This window comes from Stenotrophomonas sp. FW305-C-20-S1, assembly GCF_058783335.1.
Window position 1 is genome coordinate 33412 of record NZ_JBYTEK010000013.1, and the last position, 17442, is coordinate 50853.

At 63.8% G+C, this 17442-nt stretch carries 16 protein-coding genes and 3 tRNA genes; all 19 read left to right on the top strand.

Going from position 1 to position 17442, the window contains the following annotated elements:
• Positions 1-662 precede the first annotated feature (662 nt).
• The 19 genes from tpiA to AC3WTC_RS09290 all read left to right on the top strand — a co-directional run bounded on the left by tpiA (position 663) and on the right by AC3WTC_RS09290 (position 17442).
• Positions 663-1418 carry a triose-phosphate isomerase gene (gene tpiA / locus AC3WTC_RS09200; protein WP_025876190.1) on the top strand — a complete coding sequence of 252 codons (756 nt, stop codon included), beginning with the start codon at positions 663-665 and terminating at the stop codon, positions 1416-1418.
• A gap of 50 nt (positions 1419-1468) precedes the next feature.
• Positions 1469-1906 carry a preprotein translocase subunit SecG gene (gene secG / locus AC3WTC_RS09205; protein ID WP_025876192.1) on the top strand — a complete coding sequence of 146 codons (438 nt, stop codon included), beginning with the start codon at positions 1469-1471 and terminating at the stop codon, positions 1904-1906.
• Between the two features lie 51 nt (positions 1907-1957).
• Positions 1958-2042: transfer RNA gene (locus tag AC3WTC_RS09210), tRNA-Leu, on the top strand.
• A 112-nt stretch (positions 2043-2154) separates the two neighbouring features.
• Positions 2155-2511, top strand: a complete 357-nt coding sequence (locus AC3WTC_RS09215; protein ID WP_005414075.1) for an NADH-quinone oxidoreductase subunit A — start codon at positions 2155-2157, stop codon at positions 2509-2511.
• Positions 2502-3056 (top strand): NuoB/complex I 20 kDa subunit family protein, encoded by a 555-nt coding sequence (locus AC3WTC_RS09220; RefSeq protein WP_025876198.1) that lies wholly within the window; start codon positions 2502-2504, stop codon positions 3054-3056. The genes AC3WTC_RS09215 and AC3WTC_RS09220 overlap by 10 nt, the downstream gene beginning before the upstream one ends.
• Positions 3057-3089: 33 nt before the next feature.
• Positions 3090-3836 carry an NADH-quinone oxidoreductase subunit C gene (locus tag AC3WTC_RS09225; protein WP_025876200.1) on the top strand — a complete coding sequence of 249 codons (747 nt, stop codon included), beginning with the start codon at positions 3090-3092 and terminating at the stop codon, positions 3834-3836.
• Positions 3833-5140, top strand: coding sequence for an NADH-quinone oxidoreductase subunit D (locus AC3WTC_RS09230; protein ID WP_025876202.1), 1308 nt, complete (start codon positions 3833-3835; stop codon positions 5138-5140). The genes AC3WTC_RS09225 and AC3WTC_RS09230 overlap by 4 nt, the downstream gene beginning before the upstream one ends.
• A 97-nt stretch (positions 5141-5237) precedes the next feature.
• The gene (nuoE, locus tag AC3WTC_RS09235; RefSeq protein WP_025876204.1) at positions 5238-5765 is read left to right on the top strand and encodes an NADH-quinone oxidoreductase subunit NuoE; all 528 of its coding nucleotides are present in this window, start codon (positions 5238-5240) and stop codon (positions 5763-5765) included.
• 4 nt (positions 5766-5769) lie between these two features.
• Positions 5770-7110 (top strand): NADH-quinone oxidoreductase subunit NuoF, encoded by a 1341-nt coding sequence (gene nuoF, locus AC3WTC_RS09240; protein ID WP_025876206.1) that lies wholly within the window; start codon positions 5770-5772, stop codon positions 7108-7110.
• Positions 7107-9341, top strand: coding sequence for an NADH-quinone oxidoreductase subunit NuoG (nuoG, locus tag AC3WTC_RS09245; RefSeq protein ID WP_025876207.1), 2235 nt, complete (start codon positions 7107-7109; stop codon positions 9339-9341). The genes nuoF and nuoG overlap by 4 nt, the downstream gene beginning before the upstream one ends.
• Complete coding sequence (gene nuoH / locus AC3WTC_RS09250) at positions 9338-10432, top strand: NADH-quinone oxidoreductase subunit NuoH (RefSeq protein WP_132824585.1); 1095 nt, start codon at positions 9338-9340, stop codon at positions 10430-10432. The genes nuoG and nuoH overlap by 4 nt, the downstream gene beginning before the upstream one ends.
• Positions 10433-10435: 3 nt before the next feature.
• A complete protein-coding gene (nuoI, locus tag AC3WTC_RS09255; protein WP_005417924.1) occupies positions 10436-10924 on the top strand; it encodes an NADH-quinone oxidoreductase subunit NuoI in 489 nt (162 codons plus the stop codon).
• Between the two features lie 9 nt (positions 10925-10933).
• Positions 10934-11593 carry an NADH-quinone oxidoreductase subunit J gene (locus tag AC3WTC_RS09260; RefSeq protein WP_025876216.1) on the top strand — a complete coding sequence of 220 codons (660 nt, stop codon included), beginning with the start codon at positions 10934-10936 and terminating at the stop codon, positions 11591-11593.
• Positions 11590-11901, top strand: a complete 312-nt coding sequence (nuoK, locus tag AC3WTC_RS09265; RefSeq protein WP_032951897.1) for an NADH-quinone oxidoreductase subunit NuoK — start codon at positions 11590-11592, stop codon at positions 11899-11901. Before AC3WTC_RS09260 ends, nuoK begins: the two co-directional genes overlap by 4 nt.
• 7 nt (positions 11902-11908) lie before the next feature.
• Positions 11909-14068, top strand: coding sequence for an NADH-quinone oxidoreductase subunit L (nuoL, locus tag AC3WTC_RS09270; RefSeq protein ID WP_105164423.1), 2160 nt, complete (start codon positions 11909-11911; stop codon positions 14066-14068).
• A gap of 23 nt (positions 14069-14091) precedes the next feature.
• Positions 14092-15600 carry an NADH-quinone oxidoreductase subunit M gene (locus tag AC3WTC_RS09275; protein WP_025876221.1) on the top strand — a complete coding sequence of 503 codons (1509 nt, stop codon included), beginning with the start codon at positions 14092-14094 and terminating at the stop codon, positions 15598-15600.
• A 15-nt stretch (positions 15601-15615) separates the two neighbouring features.
• Entirely contained in the window at positions 15616-17076 is a 1461-nt protein-coding gene (gene nuoN, locus AC3WTC_RS09280) for an NADH-quinone oxidoreductase subunit NuoN (RefSeq protein WP_025876222.1), read from the top strand.
• Positions 17077-17204: 128 nt separating this feature from the next.
• Positions 17205-17281: transfer RNA gene (locus tag AC3WTC_RS09285), tRNA-Met, on the top strand.
• An 84-nt stretch (positions 17282-17365) separates the two neighbouring features.
• Positions 17366-17442: transfer RNA gene (locus AC3WTC_RS09290), tRNA-Met, on the top strand.

Sequence of the window (17442 nt, forward strand, 5' to 3'; positions counted from 1 at the left end):
CAAAGCGGCTCTGGGTTTCTGTGGGTTGGGCGGGGCGGTGTGGGCTGGCAGGACACGCCGTAAACCCATCCCTGGGGGCTCGATGGCGCCTTGCTCGTGTGCGCTGTCCTGCGCACACGGCAAGACCGGGGTTGGGCGACCTGCCCAACCCGCCCGAGGCATGCCTCGGGCCCATGGCGCCAACGGTCCTGCCAGCCCACCCCGACAATTTCCCGCGGCTGTTGGTAGGTGTCGACCTTGGTCGACGCGATCTATCTATTTATCCACGCCATGCGTGGATGAGATCTGTCAGGTCTCGAAGCAGGGAGGGGTTGAAGCTCTGCTTTCGCTTTCGCTTTCGCTTTTGATCTTCTTTTTTCTTTCCGTGGCGGGCGGAAACGCCGGAATGTGTCAGGGGCCGGCCGGGTGGGCTGCGCAGGGGCGCAGGCGCCATGGATGGCGCCTACGAGCTTACAAGGACGTACTTGCAGCGTCCCCTGCGCAGCCCACCCGACCGGCCAGCCTCCATATCCCCACCGGGCTCTCCGCGACCAACCAGCCCCAACCCCTGCCACGAGGGGCTGCGCCGTTGGCTGAAAATCCATGTAACCGCTTACACGGAAACGGTTTTTTGCCGCAGCAGGTATCATGGGCGGCTGAGTTCACACAGGAGCCACCCGCTCATGCGCCGCAAGATCGTCGCTGGAAACTGGAAGCTGCACGGCAGCCGTCAATTCGCCACCGAACTGCTGGGGCAGGTCGCTGCCGGGCTGCCCAAGAGCGGGGTGGAGGTGGTCATCCTGCCGCCGATGCCCTACCTGGGTGAGCTGGTCGAAGACTTCGGCGAGACCGGCCTGGCCTTTGGTGCACAGGACGTCAGCAGCAATGAGAAGGGCGCCTACACCGGTGAGGTCTGTGCGGCCATGCTGCACGAGGTGGGTGCCCGCTATGGTCTGGTCGGCCACTCCGAGCGCCGCCAGTACCACAACGAGAGCAGCGAACTGGTCGCGCGCAAGTTCGCCGCCGCCCTGCATGCCGGCCTGGTGCCGGTACTCTGCGTCGGTGAAACCCTTGAGCAGCGCGAGGCCGGGCAGACCGAGGCGGTCATCGCCAGCCAGCTGGCCCCGGTGCTCGAGCTTGTCGGGGCCGCAGGCTTCGCCAATGCCGTGGTCGCCTACGAGCCGGTCTGGGCGATCGGAACCGGCCGTACCGCAACCAAGGAGCAGGCGCAGCAGGTGCACGCGTTCATTCGTGGCGAAGTCGCGCGCATCGATGCTAGAATTGCTGATTCACTGCCCATTGTTTACGGCGGTAGCGTGAAGCCCGACAATGCCGGGGAACTGTTCGCGCAGCCGGATGTCGATGGTGGGCTGGTTGGTGGTGCCTCCCTGGTGGCCGCCGACTTCCTGGCCATCGCAGAGGCGGCGGCAAACAATTAGTTACGGTTGCCGGCTAGCCGCCGGCACTCTAGTCCGAGGGCGGATTTCCAATGCTGATGTTGATCCTCAATGTCGTCTACGTGCTGGTTGCCGTAGCCATGGTCGCGCTGATCCTGATGCAGCGTGGCTCGGGTGCGGCGGCAGGTTCGGGCTTTGGCGCTGGCGCCTCGGGGACCGTGTTCGGTGCGCGTGGCGCGTCCAACTTCCTGTCCAAGTCGACCAAGTGGCTGGCCGTGGTGTTCTTCGGCATCAGCCTCTTCATGGCCTGGTACGCCGGCCATGGCAACCGCCCGGCCGCCGATCAGGATCTGGGTCTGATGTCCGCCCCGGCGGCCAGCGCTCCGGCCGCTCCGGCGGGCGAATTGCCGGCCGTTCCGAAGGCCGATGCGGTCCCGGCCGCCCCGGTTCCGGCCGCAACTGTGCCGGCTCAGGCGGAATCTTCGGTTTCTGGTGAAGAAAAGCCTTCGGAAGGCTCCCAGAAAGACTGAAGCCGGTTACAATACGCGGCGCATCGGGAAGATAGTCTGATGTGATCGTTTGCCCAGGTGGCGGAATTGGTAGACGCACTACCTTGAGGTGGTAGCGACTTAGGTCGTAGGGGTTCGAGTCCCCTCTTGGGCACCATTTAGTAAGTAAAGCGGGTTGGTCTGGCGCGCAAGGCGCCAGGCAGCTTCCCGTCCACTCCCCCATGCCAAAGCGCCTGCAGGCGCAGCGGCAGAGGCAAGAGAGAATCGCTGTGCTGGCCGAATATTTGCCGTCTCTGCTGTTTCTGATCGTTGCCACCGGTATCGGCATTACGCTGATGCTGGTTGGTCGATTCCTCGGTCCCCGCCGCCCCGATCTGGAAAAGCTGTCGCCGTACGAGTGCGGCTTCGAAGCCTTCGAAGACGCGCGTATGAAGTTCGACGTGCGCTACTACCTGATCGCGATCCAGTTCATCGTCTTCGACCTGGAAATCATCTTCATCGTGCCGTGGACGCAGGTCTTCATGGAGCTTGGCGCGCGTTCGCTCGTCACCATGGGTCTGTTCGTCGGCATGCTGTTCCTCGGTTTCATCTATGTCTGGAAGAAGGGAGCGCTGGAATGGGAGTGATTCAGACTCTCGATGGCCTGATGACCAATCCTGTCCCGGAAGGGCGGGTTGACGACATCCTGCGGCCGGAAGGCGACAACCCGCTGCTGGAAAAGGGCTTTGTCACCACCAGTGTCGATGCGCTGCTGAACTGGGCACGCACCGGCTCGATGTGGCCCATGACCTTCGGTCTGGCCTGCTGTGCGGTCGAAATGATGCACGCAGGTGCAGCGCGCTTGGACCTTGACCGCTACGGTGTGGTGTTCCGCCCGTCGCCGCGCCAGTCCGACGTGATGATCGTCGCCGGCACCCTGGTCAACAAGATGGCCCCGGCGCTGCGCAAGGTCTATGACCAGATGCCCGACCCCAAGTGGGTGATCTCCATGGGCAGCTGCGCCAATGGCGGTGGTTACTACCACTATTCCTATTCTGTGGTGCGCGGCTGTGATCGCGTGGTGCCGGTGGACGTCTACGTCCCGGGCTGCCCGCCGACCGCCGAGGCGCTGGTGTACGGGATCCTGCAGCTGCAGAAGAAGATCTGGCGTACACAGACCATCGCCCGCTGACCCCTTCACCTGACAAGAGCGCGCCAAGCCCCCATGGCAGAGCAAGCATCCTTCATCGACCGACTCTCCGCACGTTTCGCTGGTGCGAAGGTCATCGTGGTCGAACCCCGCGGCGAAGTGACGCTGGAAGTGCCTGCCGCTGAGTGGCACGCCACCGCCCTCGCGCTGCGTGACGAGTTTGGTTTCGAGCAGGCCGTGGACCTCTGCGGCGTCGATTACCTCGGTTATGGCTCCGATGAGTGGGACACCGCCGACGTGTCCTCGCAGGGCTTCAGCCGCGGTGTCGAGGGGAAGGCCCAGGGCCGCTTCGCCTGGGGCGAATTCCCCAGCGAAGAGAGCGCCGACGGTGCCCGTCCGCAGCACATGCCGACCCAGCGCTTCGCCGTGGTCGCACAGCTGCGTTCGTACCAGCACAACCTGATGATGCACCTGCGCTGCTTCGCGCCTGACGAAGCGCTGCCGGTGGTGTCCTCGCTGACCAGCATCTGGCCGGGCCTGAACTGGTTCGAGCGCGAAGCGTTCGATCTGTATGGCGTGATCTTCGAAGGTCACCCGGACCTGCGCCGGATCCTGACCGACTACGGTTTCGTCGGCCATCCGTTCCGCAAGGACTTCCCGCTGATCGGCAACGTCGAAGTCCGCTACGACGAAGAAAAGAAGCGTGTCATCTACGAACCGGTCACCTCGGTGGAGCCGCGCGTCGGCGTGCCGCGCGTGATCCGCGACGACGCCCGCCTGCAGACCGCTGCCGGCGAGCGCTCGCAGGAGGCAGTGAAGTGAGTCACGTACACCAGGCCGGCGAAGCATTCGCCAGCAACGCTGCCGAAAGCCGGCAGGAAATCCGCAACTACACCATGAACTTCGGCCCGCAGCATCCGGCCGCGCACGGTGTGCTGCGCCTGATCCTGGAGATGGACGGCGAGACCATCATGCGTGCCGACCCGCACGTGGGTCTGCTGCACCGGGGCACCGAGAAGCTGGCCGAATCCAAGCCCTTCAACCAGTCGATCGGCTACATGGATCGCCTGGATTACGTGTCGATGATGTGCAACGAGCACGCCTACGTGCGCTCGATCGAGACCCTGATGGGCATCGAGGCGCCGGAGCGCGCGCAGTACATCCGCACGATGTTCGACGAGATCACCCGCATCCTGAACCACTTGATGTGGCTGGGTTCCAACGCGCTCGACCTGGGTGCGATGGCGGTGATGCTGTACGCCTTCCGCGAGCGCGAAGAGCTGATGGACTGCTACGAAGCGGTCTCCGGCGCGCGCATGCACGCGGCGTACTACCGTCCGGGCGGTGTCTACCGCGACCTGCCGGACCACATGCCGAAGTACAAGGAATCGCGCTGGCACAAGGGCAAGGCCCTGAAGAACCTCAATGCCTCGCGCGAAGGTTCGCTGCTGGACTTCCTGGAGAACTTCACCAATGAGTTCCCGGGTCGTGTCGACGAATACGAGACCCTGCTGACCGACAACCGTATCTGGAAGCAGCGTACCGTCGGCATCGGCGTGGTCACCCCGGAGCTGGCCCACCAGTGGGGCATGACCGGCGTGATGCTGCGTGGCTCGGGCGTCGCCTGGGATCTGCGCAAGAAGCGCCCCTATGCGAAGTACGATGCCGTCGATTTCGACATCCCGCTGGGCAAGGAAGGCGATTGCTACGATCGCTACCTGTGCCGCGTTGCCGAAATGCGCGAGTCCAACCGCATCATCAAGCAGTGCGTGGCATGGCTGAAGGCCAACCCCGGCCCGGTCATGGTCAAGAACTTCAAGGTCGCTCCGCCCAAGCGCGAGGACATGAAGGACGACATGGAAGCGCTGATCCATCACTTCAAGCTGTTCAGTGAAGGCTATTGCGTGCCGGCCGGCGAGACCTACGCCGCGGTTGAAGCGCCCAAGGGCGAATTCGGCTGCTACCTGGTTTCCGACGGCGCCAACAAGCCGTTCCGCGTACACCTTCGTGCGCCGGGCTTTGCCCACCTGTCCTCGATCGATTCGATCGTGCGCGGCCACATGCTGGCCGACGTGGTGGCGATGATCGGTACCTACGATCTGGTGTTCGGCGAGGTTGACCGGTAATGCCGTCCGCCACGCCAACGCCCGCTGCAGGCAGCCGGCGCAAGCCGGCGCCGCAGTTTCTGCAATTTCACGTTATGCATTTCGCTGAGGTCGGCCGATGAAGGCGACAGGTAATTTCGAGGCGGCGCGCGACGTCGACCCGATGGTGGTGTTGAGCGACAAAACCCGCGCTCACATCGATCACTGGCTGTCCAAGTTCCCGCCGGACCGCAAGCGCTCTGCCGTGCTGCAGGGTCTGCATGCTGCCCAGGAGCAGAACCAGGGCTGGCTGACCGACGAGCTGATCGCCGGCGTGGCCAAGTACCTGGACCTGCCGCCGGTGTGGGCCTACGAGGTTGCCAGCTTCTACTCGATGTTCGAGACCGAGAAGGTGGGCCGCAACAACGTGGCCATCTGCACGAACATCAGCTGCTGGCTCAATGGCGCCGAAGACATCGTGCGCCATTGCGAGAAGAAGCTGGGCATCAAGAACGGTCAGTCGACCGCTGACGGCCGCGTCTACCTCAAGCGCGAGGAAGAGTGCCTGGCCGGCTGCGCGGGTGCACCGATGATGGTCATCAATGGTCACTACCATGAGCGTCTGACCCTGGAAAAGGTCGACGAGCTTCTGGACGGGCTGGAGTAAGGGCATGGCACATCACCACGAATCCAAGGGTCCGGTCGGCCCCGCGCCGCTGCCGCACCAGGTGGTCTACACCACCCTGCATTACGACACCCCGTGGTCGTACGAAAGCTATCTGAAGACCGGTGGCTACGCTGCCCTGCGCAAGATCCTCGAAGAGAAGATCCCGCCGGAGCAGGTCATCGAGATGGTCAAGGCCTCGGGCCTGCGCGGCCGCGGCGGCGCCGGTTTCCCGACCGGCCTGAAGTGGTCCTTCATGCCCAAGGGCAACGTGCAGAAGTACATCCTCTGCAACTCGGATGAATCCGAGCCGGGCACCTGCAAGGATCGCGACATCCTGCGCTACAACCCGCATTCGGTGGTCGAAGGCATGGCGATTGCCTGCTACGCCACCGGTTCGACCGTGGGCTACAACTACCTGCGCGGTGAATTCCACCACGAGCCGTTCGAGCACTTCGAGCAGGCCCTGGCCGATGCCTATGCAAACGGCTGGCTGGGCAAGAACGTGCTGGGCTCGGGCGTGGATATCGACATCTACGGCGCCCTGGGTGCCGGCGCCTACATCTGCGGCGAAGAAACCGCGCTGATGGAATCGCTGGAAGGCAAGAAGGGCCAGCCGCGCTACAAGCCGCCGTTCCCGGCCAATTTCGGCCTGTATGGCAAGCCGTCGACGATCAACAACACCGAAACTTACGGTTCGGTGCCGGCGATCATCCGCAATGGTCCGGAGTGGTTCAAGGGCCTGAGCCTGACCGCCAATGGCGGCCCGAAGTGCTTCTCGGTGTCCGGCTGCGTGCAGAAGGGCGGCAATTTCGAAGTGCCGCTGGGCACCACCTTCGACGACCTGCTGGAAATGGCCGGCGGCCTCAAGCCGGGTCGCAAGCTCAAGGGTGCGATCCCGGGCGGCGTGTCCATGCCGGTGCTGACCGCGGCCGAGCTGAAGGGCCTGCCGATGGACTACGACACCATCCGTGCGCTGGGCTCCGGCCTGGGCTCCGGTGCGGTCGTGGTGCTGGATGACAGCGTCTGCTGCGTCAAGTTCGCCTGCCGCATCAGCCAGTTCTTCCATAAGGAATCCTGTGGCCAGTGCACCCCGTGCCGCGAAGGTACCGGCTGGATGCACCGCGTGCTGGAGCGCATCGTCGCCGGCAAGGCCACGATGGAAGACCTGCACCAGTTGAAGACCGTGGCCGGCCAGATCGAAGGCCATACCATCTGTGCGTTCGGCGAAGCGGCGGCATGGCCCATCCAGGGCTTCCTGCGCCAGTTCTGGGACGAATTCGAGTACTACATCGTCAACGGTCATTCGATGGTTGACGGCAAGAAGGTGGAGGCAGCCGCTGCATGAGCGCGCAACCCATAAATCCCAGCGTGCCACCGGACCACGTCACCATCGAGATCGATGGCAAGTCGCTGGTCGTGCCCAAGGGTTCGATGATCATCCAGGCCGCCGACAAGGCGGGCATTTCGATTCCGCGCTTCTGCTACCACGAGAAGCTGCCGATCGCTGCCAACTGCCGCATGTGCCTGGTGGATGTGGAAAAGTCGCCGAAGCCGGCACCGGCCTGCGCCACGCCGGTGATGGAAGGCATGAAGGTCGCCACCCGCAGTGAAAAGGCGCTGAAGTTCCAGCGCTCGGTGATGGAGTTCCTGCTGATCAACCACCCGCTGGATTGCCCGATCTGCGATCAGGGCGGCGAGTGCGAACTGCAGGACGTGTCGCTGGGCTACGGCCGTTCGGTCAGCCGCTTCAACGAGCGCAAGCGCGTGGTGGCCGACGAGGACATGGGCCCGCTGGTCGCCACCGAGATGACCCGCTGCATCCAGTGCACCCGCTGCGTCCGCTTCACCGCCGACGTTGCCGGTACCTATGAACTGGGTGGCATGTACCGCGGTGAAAACCTGCAGATCGGCACCTACGACGGCAAGCCGCTGACCACCGAGCTTTCGGGCAACGTCGTCGACGTGTGCCCGGTCGGCGCGCTGACCAACAAGGTGTTCCAGTTCCGCGCCCGTCCGTGGGAACTGACCGCGCGCGAATCGCTGGGCTACCACGACGCGATGGGCTCGAACCTGTTCCTGCACGTGCGTCGCGGCGAAGTGCTGCGTACCGTGCCGCGCGACAACGAGGCGGTCAACGAGTGCTGGCTGTCCGATCGTGACCGTTATTCGCACCAGGGCCTGTACAGCGAAGACCGTGCGGTCAAGCCGCTGCGCAAGGTCAACGGCGAGTGGAAGGAAGTGAGCTGGGCTGAAGGCCTGGCCGCGGCCGCCGAGATCCTCAAGGCCAACCAGGGCGACAACCTGGGCGTGCTGGTGCACCCGTCGACGTCGAACGAAGAGGGCGCACTGCTGGCCCGCCTGGCCACCGGCCTGGGTTCGGCCAACATCGACCACCGCATCAACAACCGCGATTTCTCCGACGCCGCCACTGCCGAAGTGTTCGGCCTGCCGCTGGCCGAGATCGAAGGCGCGGACCGCATCGTCGTGCTCGGCAGCAACATCCGCCACGAGCTGCCGTTGCTGCACGCCCGCCTGCGCAAGGCGCAGACCCAGAACGGCGCGAAGATCCACGTGGTCAACCCGGTCGACTTCGACTTCGCGTTCAGCGTTGCCGGCAAGCAGATCGTGGCTCCGTCGAAGTTCGCCGATGCGCTGGCCAACGCCGAGCTGCGTTCGGCGGTGCAGGGCGGTACCAATACGGTGCTGATCGTCGGTGGCATCGCCGAGAACCATCCGCAGGCTGCCGCGATCCGCGCCGCTGCGCGTGATTTCGCCGCCGCCACCGGTGCCAAGCTGTGCCGCATCCCGCAGGGCGCCAATGCGATCGGCCTGACCCGCGCCGGCGTACTACCGGCCGGCAAGGACGTCGCTGCGATGCTGGCCGATCCGCGCAAGGCCTACGTGGTCTACGGCCTGGAACCGGGCCTGGACTTCGCCGATGCTCCGGCCGCGCGCAAGGCGCTGGTCGGCGCACAGGTGGTGGCCTTCAGCCAGTTCGCCTGCGCCTCGACCCGCGACGTTGCCGACGTGATCCTGCCGATCGGTGCGCTGCCGGAAATCGATGCCACCCTGACCAACCTCGATGGTCGCGAGCAGTCGGCGCGTGCCGGCGGCAAGCTGCCGGGCGAGGCCCGCGAGGGCTGGCGCGTGCTGCGTGCACTCGGCGGTGAGCTGGCCGTGGCCGGTTTCGAGTTCATCGACCTGGCCGGCCTGCGCGCCAGCCTGGCACCGGTGAACGTGCAGGTGTCCGCTTCGGCACAGCCGGTGCTGGCGGGCGAGGGCATGGAAGTGGCCTCGACCGCTGCGATCTACCGCACCGATGCGGTGGTCCGTCGCGCCCCGGCGCTGCAGTCGCATCCGCTCAACAACGCCCCGCGCATCGTGCTCAACGCTGACGATGCCGCCCGCCTGCAGCTGCAGGAAGGGCAGATGGCCAAGGTCGGCACCGATGCCGGCAAGGCCACCCTGCCGGTGGTGGTCGACGCTCGCGTCGCTGCGGGTTCGGTCTGGATTGAATCGGGCCACGGCGCAACCGCGCCGCTGGGTGCCGCTCGTGTTTCGGTGGTGGCTGCATGAACGAATTGCTGATTAACGCGGTCGATCCGCTGCACCAGTGGCTGCTTGGCCTGGGTGACATCGGCGCGCTGATCTGGATCATCCTGAAGATCCTGGTGATCACCGTTCCGGTGATCGTCTCGGTGGCCTTCTACGTGGTCTGGGAACGCAAGCTGATCGGCTGGATGCACGTCCGCCACGGCCCGATGTACGTGGGCATGGGCATCTTCCAGGCCTTCGCCGACGTCTTCAAGCTGCTGTTCAAGGAAGTGGTCCAGCCGAGCAGCGCCAACAAGGCGATCTACCTGCTGGCACCGCTGATCACCCTTGCCCCGGCCTTTGCGGCCTGGGCGGTGGTGCCCTTCGATTCGCAGCTGGTGCTGTCCAACGCCAACGCCGGCCTGCTGTACCTGCTGGCGATGACCTCGTTGGGCATCTACGGCATCATCCTCGCCGGTTGGGCCTCCAACTCGAAGTATGCGTTCCTGGGTGCCATGCGCGCCTCGGCGCAGATGATCAGCTACGAAATCGCGATGGGCTTCGCCCTGGTCGGCGTGATGATCGCTTCGGGCAGCCTCAATCTCAGCAACATCGTGATGGCCCAAGCTGGCAACTCCGGTTTCTTCGACTGGTTCCTGTTGCCGCTGTTCCCGCTGTTCATCGTGTACTGGGTGTCCGGCGTTGCCGAGACCAACCGCGCGCCGTTCGACGTCGTGGAAGGCGAGTCGGAAATCGTCGCCGGCCACATGGTCGAGTATTCCGGCGGTGCGTTCGCCCTGTTCTTCCTGGCCGAATACGCGAACATGATCCTGATCAGCTTCCTGATCTCGATCTTCTTCCTCGGCGGCTGGCTGAGCCCGATCCAGGGCTGGGTCAACCCGGGCGAAATCTCGCCGTTCATCGACTGGATCTGGAAGGGCGGCTGGCCGTGGCTGTTCGTCAAGGTCTTCTTCTTCGCCAGTGCCTACATCTGGTTCCGAGCAAGCTTCCCGCGCTTCCGCTATGACCAGATCATGCGCCTGGGCTGGAAGGTCTTCATCCCGCTGACCATTTTCTGGATCGCGGTTACCGCCGTCATGGTGTTCTTCGGCGTGATTCAAAAGGGCGTCTAAGTGATGAACAGGATTACCCATTACTTCAAGAGCCTGCTGCTGCTCGAACTGCTGGCCGGTCTCTGGCTGACGCTGAAGTACAGCTTCAAGCCGAAGTACACGATGATGTACCCGATGGAGAAGTTCCCGCAGTCGCCGCGCTTCCGTGGCCTGCATGCCCTGCGCCGTTATCCCAACGGTGAAGAGCGCTGCATCGCCTGCAAGCTGTGCGAAGCGGTGTGCCCGGCATTGGCCATCACCATCGATTCGGCCAAGCGCGAGGACGGCACCCGCCGTACCACGCGCTACGACATCGATCTGTTCAAGTGCATCTTCTGCGGCTTCTGTGAGGAAAGCTGCCCGGTGGACTCGATCGTCGAGACCCACATCCTCGAGTACCACTTCGAGAATCGTGGCGAAAACATCGTTACCAAGCCGCAGCTGCTGGCCCTGGGCGACCGTCTCGAATCCGAGATCGCCGAGCGTCGTGCCGCCGATGCCGCTTACCGCTGAGGTCGAGAGATGGATTGGGTAAATATCGCTTTCTGGGTCTTCGCCATCGCGGCAACGGTTTCGGCCGGTGCGGTGATCAGCGTGCGCAACCCCGTGCACGCTGTCCTGTGCCTGGTGCTGACCTTCTTCTCCATCGCCTGCGTGTGGCTGCTGGTCGGCGCCGAGTTCCTCGGCGTGGCACTGGTGCTGGTCTACGTTGGTGCGGTGATGGTGTTGTTCCTGTTCGTGGTGATGATGCTCGACATCGATCCGGACAAGCTGCGTGAAGGCTGGGTGCGCTACCTGCCGGTCGGCCTGATCGTGGCCGTGGCGATGCTGGTGCAGATGCTGATCCTGATCGGCGTGAAGGGCAGGACGGTCAACCCGTTCCCGGCCGACAACGCCGCCGCGCTCGCCGCCGACAGTTCCAACGTCACCTGGCTGGCACGCAGCCTGTTCACCGAGTACCTGCTGCCGTTCGAGTTCGCCGCCGTCATCCTGACCGTGGCCGTGGTCGCCGCGGTGATGCTGACCCTGCGCCGTCGTGAAGGCCTGAAGACGCAGAACCCGTCGCAGCAGACCATGGTCAAGGCACACGACCGCCTGCGCATGGTCAAGATGGACGCCGAACAGCCGCAGATCCACAGCAACAGCACGCCGGCCGCGGGCGACGAGGAGACCAAGGCATGATCTCGATCACTCTGGGCCACATCCTGGCGCTGGGCGCGGTGCTGTTCTGCATCAGCCTCGCCGGCATCTTCCTCAACCGAAAGAACATCATCGTCCTGCTGATGTCCATCGAGTTGATGCTGCTGTCGGTCAACATCAATTTCGTCGGGTTCTCCCGGGAACTGGGGGACACGGCCGGCCAGCTGTTCGTGTTCTTCATCCTGACCGTGGCTGCTGCCGAGGCCGCCATCGGCCTGGCGATCCTGGTGACCCTGTTCCGTACACGCCGCACGATCAATGTCGGCGAAGTCGATTCGTTGAAGGGCTGATCCACAGATGGAAATCACTCTCTCCAAGAGTCTGTTGATCGCAGTGGTGCTTGCACCGCTGTTCGGCAGCATCATCGCCGGCCTGTTCGGTCGCCAGGTCAAGCGCTTCGGCGCGCAGACCATCACGATCCTCGGTGTCGCGGTTGCCTGCGGCCTGTCGATGCACACGCTCTACCAGTTGCTGTGGGGCGGGGCGCAGCCGTTCAACCAGAACCTGTACACGTTCTTCGAAGTCGGCCAGTACTCGGCCCATGTCGGCTTCATGGTCGACAAGCTGACCGCGATGATGATGGTGGTGGTGACCTTCGTGTCGCTGCTGGTCCACATCTACACGATCGGCTACATGCAGGATGATCCGGGTTACCAGCGGTTCTTCAGCTACATCTCGCTGTTCACCTTCTCGATGCTCACGCTGGTGATGAGCAACAACTTCCTGCAGCTGTTCTTCGGCTGGGAAGCAGTGGGCCTGGTGTCGTACCTGCTGATCGGTTTCTGGTTCAAGCGCCCGACCGCGATCTTCGCCAACATGAAGGCGTTCCTGGTCAACCGCGTCGGTGACTTCGGCTTCCTGCTGGGCATCGCCGGCGTGTTGTGGGTGTTCGGCACCCTGGACTACTCGCAGGTGTTCTCGCAGGCCGGCATGCTCGCCGACCCGCGCGCCCAGCTGCAGATCTGGGACGGCACCATGTTCGGCATGCAGCTGCTGAACGAGCCGGTGATCTGGTCGATCGCCACCGTCATCTGCATCGGCCTGTTCATCGGTGCGATGGGCAAGTCGGCCCAGGTTCCGCTGCACGTCTGGCTGCCTGATTCGATGGAAGGCCCGACCCCGATCTCGGCACTGATCCACGCCGCGACGATGGTGACCGCCGGCATCTTCATGGTCACCCGCATGTCGCCGCTGTTCGAGCTGTCGCAGACCGCGTTGAACTTCATCCTGTTCATCGGTGCCACCACCGCGTTCTTCACCGGCCTGATCGGCATCGTGCAGAACGACATCAAGCGCGTCGTTGCGTACTCCACGCTGTCCCAGCTGGGTTACATGACCGTGGCGCTGGGCGTGTCGGCGTACTCCGCTGCCGTGTTCCACCTGATGACCCACGCCTTCTTCAAGGCGCTGCTGTTCCTGGGTGCCGGCTCGGTCATCATCGCGATGCACCACGAGCAGGACATGCGCAAGATGGGCGGCCTGCGCAAGTACATGCCGATCACCTTCATCACCATGTGGATCGGTACCCTGGCCCTGGTCGGTACGCCGTTCTTCTCCGGCTTCTACTCGAAGGACACCATCATCGAGGCCGCCGAAATCCACGCCCACATGCAGGACAGCTGGGTGGCCACCTATGGCTACTGGGCGGTGCTGGGTGGCGTGCTGGTGACCAGCTTCTACAGCTTCCGCCTGCTGTTCCTGACCTTCCACGGCAAGGAACGCTTCCGCGACGCGCACGACGATCATGGCCATGGTCATGACGACCACCATGCTGCCGATGCACATCATGCCGACGCGCATGACGACCACGGCCATGGCCACGGTCCGCATGAGCCGCATGAAACGCCGTGGGTGGTGACGCTGCCGCTGATCCTGCTGGCCATCCCGTCGATCGCCATCGGTTTCTTCAGCATCGGTCCGATGCTGCACGGCACCGACTGGGCCGGTCACCACGCCCATGTGGCGATCAAGGGCCAGGTCAACACGTTCTTCACCGGCATCGTCGATTTCTACGATCCGGCCAAGAACACCGTGGCCTTCCTGGGCGAGGAGTTCCATGGTCCGGTGGCGTTCGCGCTGCACGGCATGATGCTGCCGCCGTTCTGGCTGACCCTGGCAGGCTTCCTGCTGGCTGCGTTGTTCTACCTGTGGAAGCCGGACCTGTCGGGCAAGGCACGCAAGACCTTCGCCCCGGTGGTGTCCGTGCTGGAAAACAAGTACGGCTTCGACAAGCTGTGGATCGATGGCTTTGCCGGTGGCAGCGTCAAGCTGGGCAAGGTCTCGCGCTGGATCGACAGCAACATCGTCGACGGCGTGGTCAATCTCTCGGCACGTGTTGTGGACGTTGCAGCCAGCGTGCTGCGCCGTACCCAATCCGGTTTCCTCTATCACTACGCCTTCGCGATGATCATCGGCCTGATTGCCCTCCTGGGCGTGCTGATGCATTACCTGCGTTGATGACCTGTACGGAATAAGAAGACGTGTCGAACTGGCCTCTACTCAGTGTCCTCATCTGGCTGCCGATCCTCGGCGGTGCCCTGATCCTTGCGATCCGTGATGCGCAGACCGCCCGCTGGGCGTCGCTGGGCGTCGCGGTGCTGACCTTCGTGGCGAGTCTGTCGCTGCTGGGCGGCTACAACCCGGGCATCGACGCGCTGCAGTTCGTCGAGACCCACGCCTGGATCCCGACCTACAACATCGGCTACAACCTGGGCGTGGACGGCATCGCCGTAGCGCTGATCCTGCTCACCACGCTGGTCAGCGTGCTCGCCCTGATCGGCGCCTGGAGCGCGATCGACAAGCGCGTGAACCAGTACGTGGCCGCCTTCCTGATCCTGGAAGGTGTCACCGTCGGCATCTTCGCCGCCACGGACGCGATGCTGTTCTACGTGTTCTTCGAGGCGATGCTGATCCCGATGTTCCTGATCATCGGTGTCTGGGGTGGCCCGCGTCGCATCTACGCCGCACTGAAGTTCTTCCTGTACACCTTCCTCGGCTCGGTGCTGATGCTGGTGGCGCTGATCTACCTGTACATGAAGGGCGGCAGCTTCCAGCTGGCCGACCTCTACGCACTGCAGCTGTCGGGCAAGGAACAGACCTGGATCTTCTTCGCCTTCCTGATCGCGTTCGCGGTCAAGGTGCCGATGTTCCCGGTGCATACTTGGCTGCCGGACGCGCACGTGGAAGCGCCGACCGCCGGTTCGGTGATCCTTGCCGCCATCGCACTGAAGATCGGTGGCTACGGCTTCCTGCGCTTCAACCTGCCGATCGTTCCCGATGCCTCGCAGGAATGGGCATGGCTGGTCATCGCGCTGTCGCTGATCGCAGTGATCTACGTCGGTCTGGTCGCCCTGGTGCAGGACGACATGAAGAAGCTGATCGCCTATTCGTCGATCGCGCACATGGGTTTTGTCACCCTGGGTACCTTCATCGCCCTGTGGCTGGTGCGTGAAGCCGGCAACGTCGATGCGGCCCGCCTGGGCCTGCAGGGCGCCATGGTGCAGATGATCTCGCACGGCTTCGTGTCCGGCGCGATGTTCTCCTGCGTCGGCGTGCTGTACGACCGGATGCACAGCCGCCGCATCGCCGATTACGGCGGCGTGGTCAACGTGATGCCGTGGTTCGCCACGTTCGCCATGCTGTTCTTCATGGCCAACGCCGGCCTGCCGGGCACCAGCGGTTTCGTCGGTGAATTCATGGTCATCCTGTCGGCGTTCCAGCGGAACCCGTGGATCGCCCTGGGCGCAGCCACCACCCTGATCATCGGTGCGGCCTACACCCTGTGGCTGTACAAGCGCATCTTCTTCGGTGAGGTGGCCAACAGCCACGTCGCCGAACTGAAGGACATCAACGGCCGCGAATGGCTGGTGCTGGGCGTGTTCGCCATTGGCGTACTGGCCCTGGGCATCTACCCCAAGCCGCTGACCGACCTGATGGAGCCCTCGATCGCAAAGCTGGCGATGCAGATCGCATCCAGCAAGTTGCTGTAATTCCAGGATTTGATGATGACCACCTCGCCGCTGCTGCCACTGACCGCTGCTGACCTGCCACCGCTCGCTCCCGAGCTGGTGCTGATCGGCAGTGCCTTCGCCCTGATGATCCTCGACCTGTTCGTCAGCGAACGGAACAAGATCGTCACCCACCTGTTCTCGGTCGCCGCACTGGCCGTGGTGCTGTTCATGCTGGCCACCGGCGTGGGCGGGCAGGGGGAGGTCTTCCATGGCATGTTCGTGCGCGATACCGCCGCGGACGTGATGAAGACCGGGATCGTGCTGCTCAGCGGCCTGACCCTGATCTACGGCTGGGGCTACCTGCGCGAGCGCAAGCTGTTCCAGGGCGAGATTCCGGTGCTGATCCTGTTCGGCACCGCCGGCATGATGATCCTGGTGTCCGCCGGCAGCCTGCTGATGGTGTACCTGGGCCTGGAACTGCTGGCCCTGTGCTCCTACGCACTGGTTGCCAGCAACCGTGACAACGGCCTGGCCTCGGAAGCGGCGATGAAGTACATCGTGCTCGGTTCGCTGGCCTCGGGCCTGCTGCTGTACGGCATGTCGCTGATCTACGGCGCCACCGGCAGCCTGCACCTGGACGCCATCCAGGCCGCCATCCCGCACTCGGAAGAGCGCGTGCTGCTGGTCACCGGCGCGGTGTTCATGATTGCCGGCGTTGCCTTCAAGCTGGGTGCCGCACCGTTCCACATGTGGCTGCCCGACGTGTACCAGGGTGCCCCGGCGCCGGTCGCGCTGTTCATCAGCTCGGCGCCGAAGCTGGCCGCTTTCGGCATGGCCTACCGCCTGCTGGAAATGGGCGTGGGCCCGCTGTCCACCGAACTGCAGCTGCTGATCGCCGGCCTGGCCGCGGTCTCGCTGGTGATCGGCAACCTGATGGCCATTGCGCAGAGCAACCTCAAGCGCATGCTGGCGTTCTCCACGGTCTCGCATATCGGCTTCCTGCTGATGGGCATCGCCGGCGGCGGTTCGCAGGGCTATGCGGCCGCGCTGTTCTACGCCCTGGCCTACGCGATCATGTCGACTGCTGCTTTCGGCGCGATCATCGCGCTGTCGCGCGCCGGCTTCGAGGCCGAGAACATCGAGGACTTCAAGGGCCTGAACGCCCGCAACCCGTGGATGGCCGGCCTGGTGCTGTGCATCATGGCGTCGCTGGCAGGCATTCCGCCGTTCCTCGGTTTCTGGACCAAGCTGGCCGTGCTCGGCGCTGCCATCAATGGCGGCCTGCTGTGGCTGGCGATCTTGGGCGTGCTGTGTGCCGTGGTCGGCTGCTTCTACTACCTGCGTGTCATCAAGGTCATGTACTTCGATGAGCCGGTGGGCGAGGCCATGCCGCGCAGCAAGGATCGCGTGCTGGGTGTCGTGCTGGGCGTTAACGCACTGGCATTGCTGGCGCTCGGCCTGGCCTGGAACCCGATCATGGTCTGGTGCCAGCAGGCATTTGCGCATCTTGCATAAAAGTTGACACAAAGCTGCGCGATTCGTGTAATATACGCAGCTTGAGTTGTTACTGCAGCGGTTCAGCCAGAACATCGTTGCGGAGCGCCTCCCTCGCCAGAGTGGGGCAGCGGTTCAAACACTTCCGGTGCGGGGTGGAGCAGTCTGGCAGCTCGTCGGGCTCATAACCCGAAGGTCGCAGGTTCAAATCCTGCCCCCGCTACCAACACATCGAATCGGCGCCAACCAATTCGATGAATGAGGAAAAGCTTGCAGGTTTTGAAGTTATCCCTCATAATTCCGCTTCTGATGCGGGGTGGAGCAGTCTGGCAGCTCGTCGGGCTCATAACCCGAAGGTCGCAGGTTCAAATCCTGCCCCCGCTACCA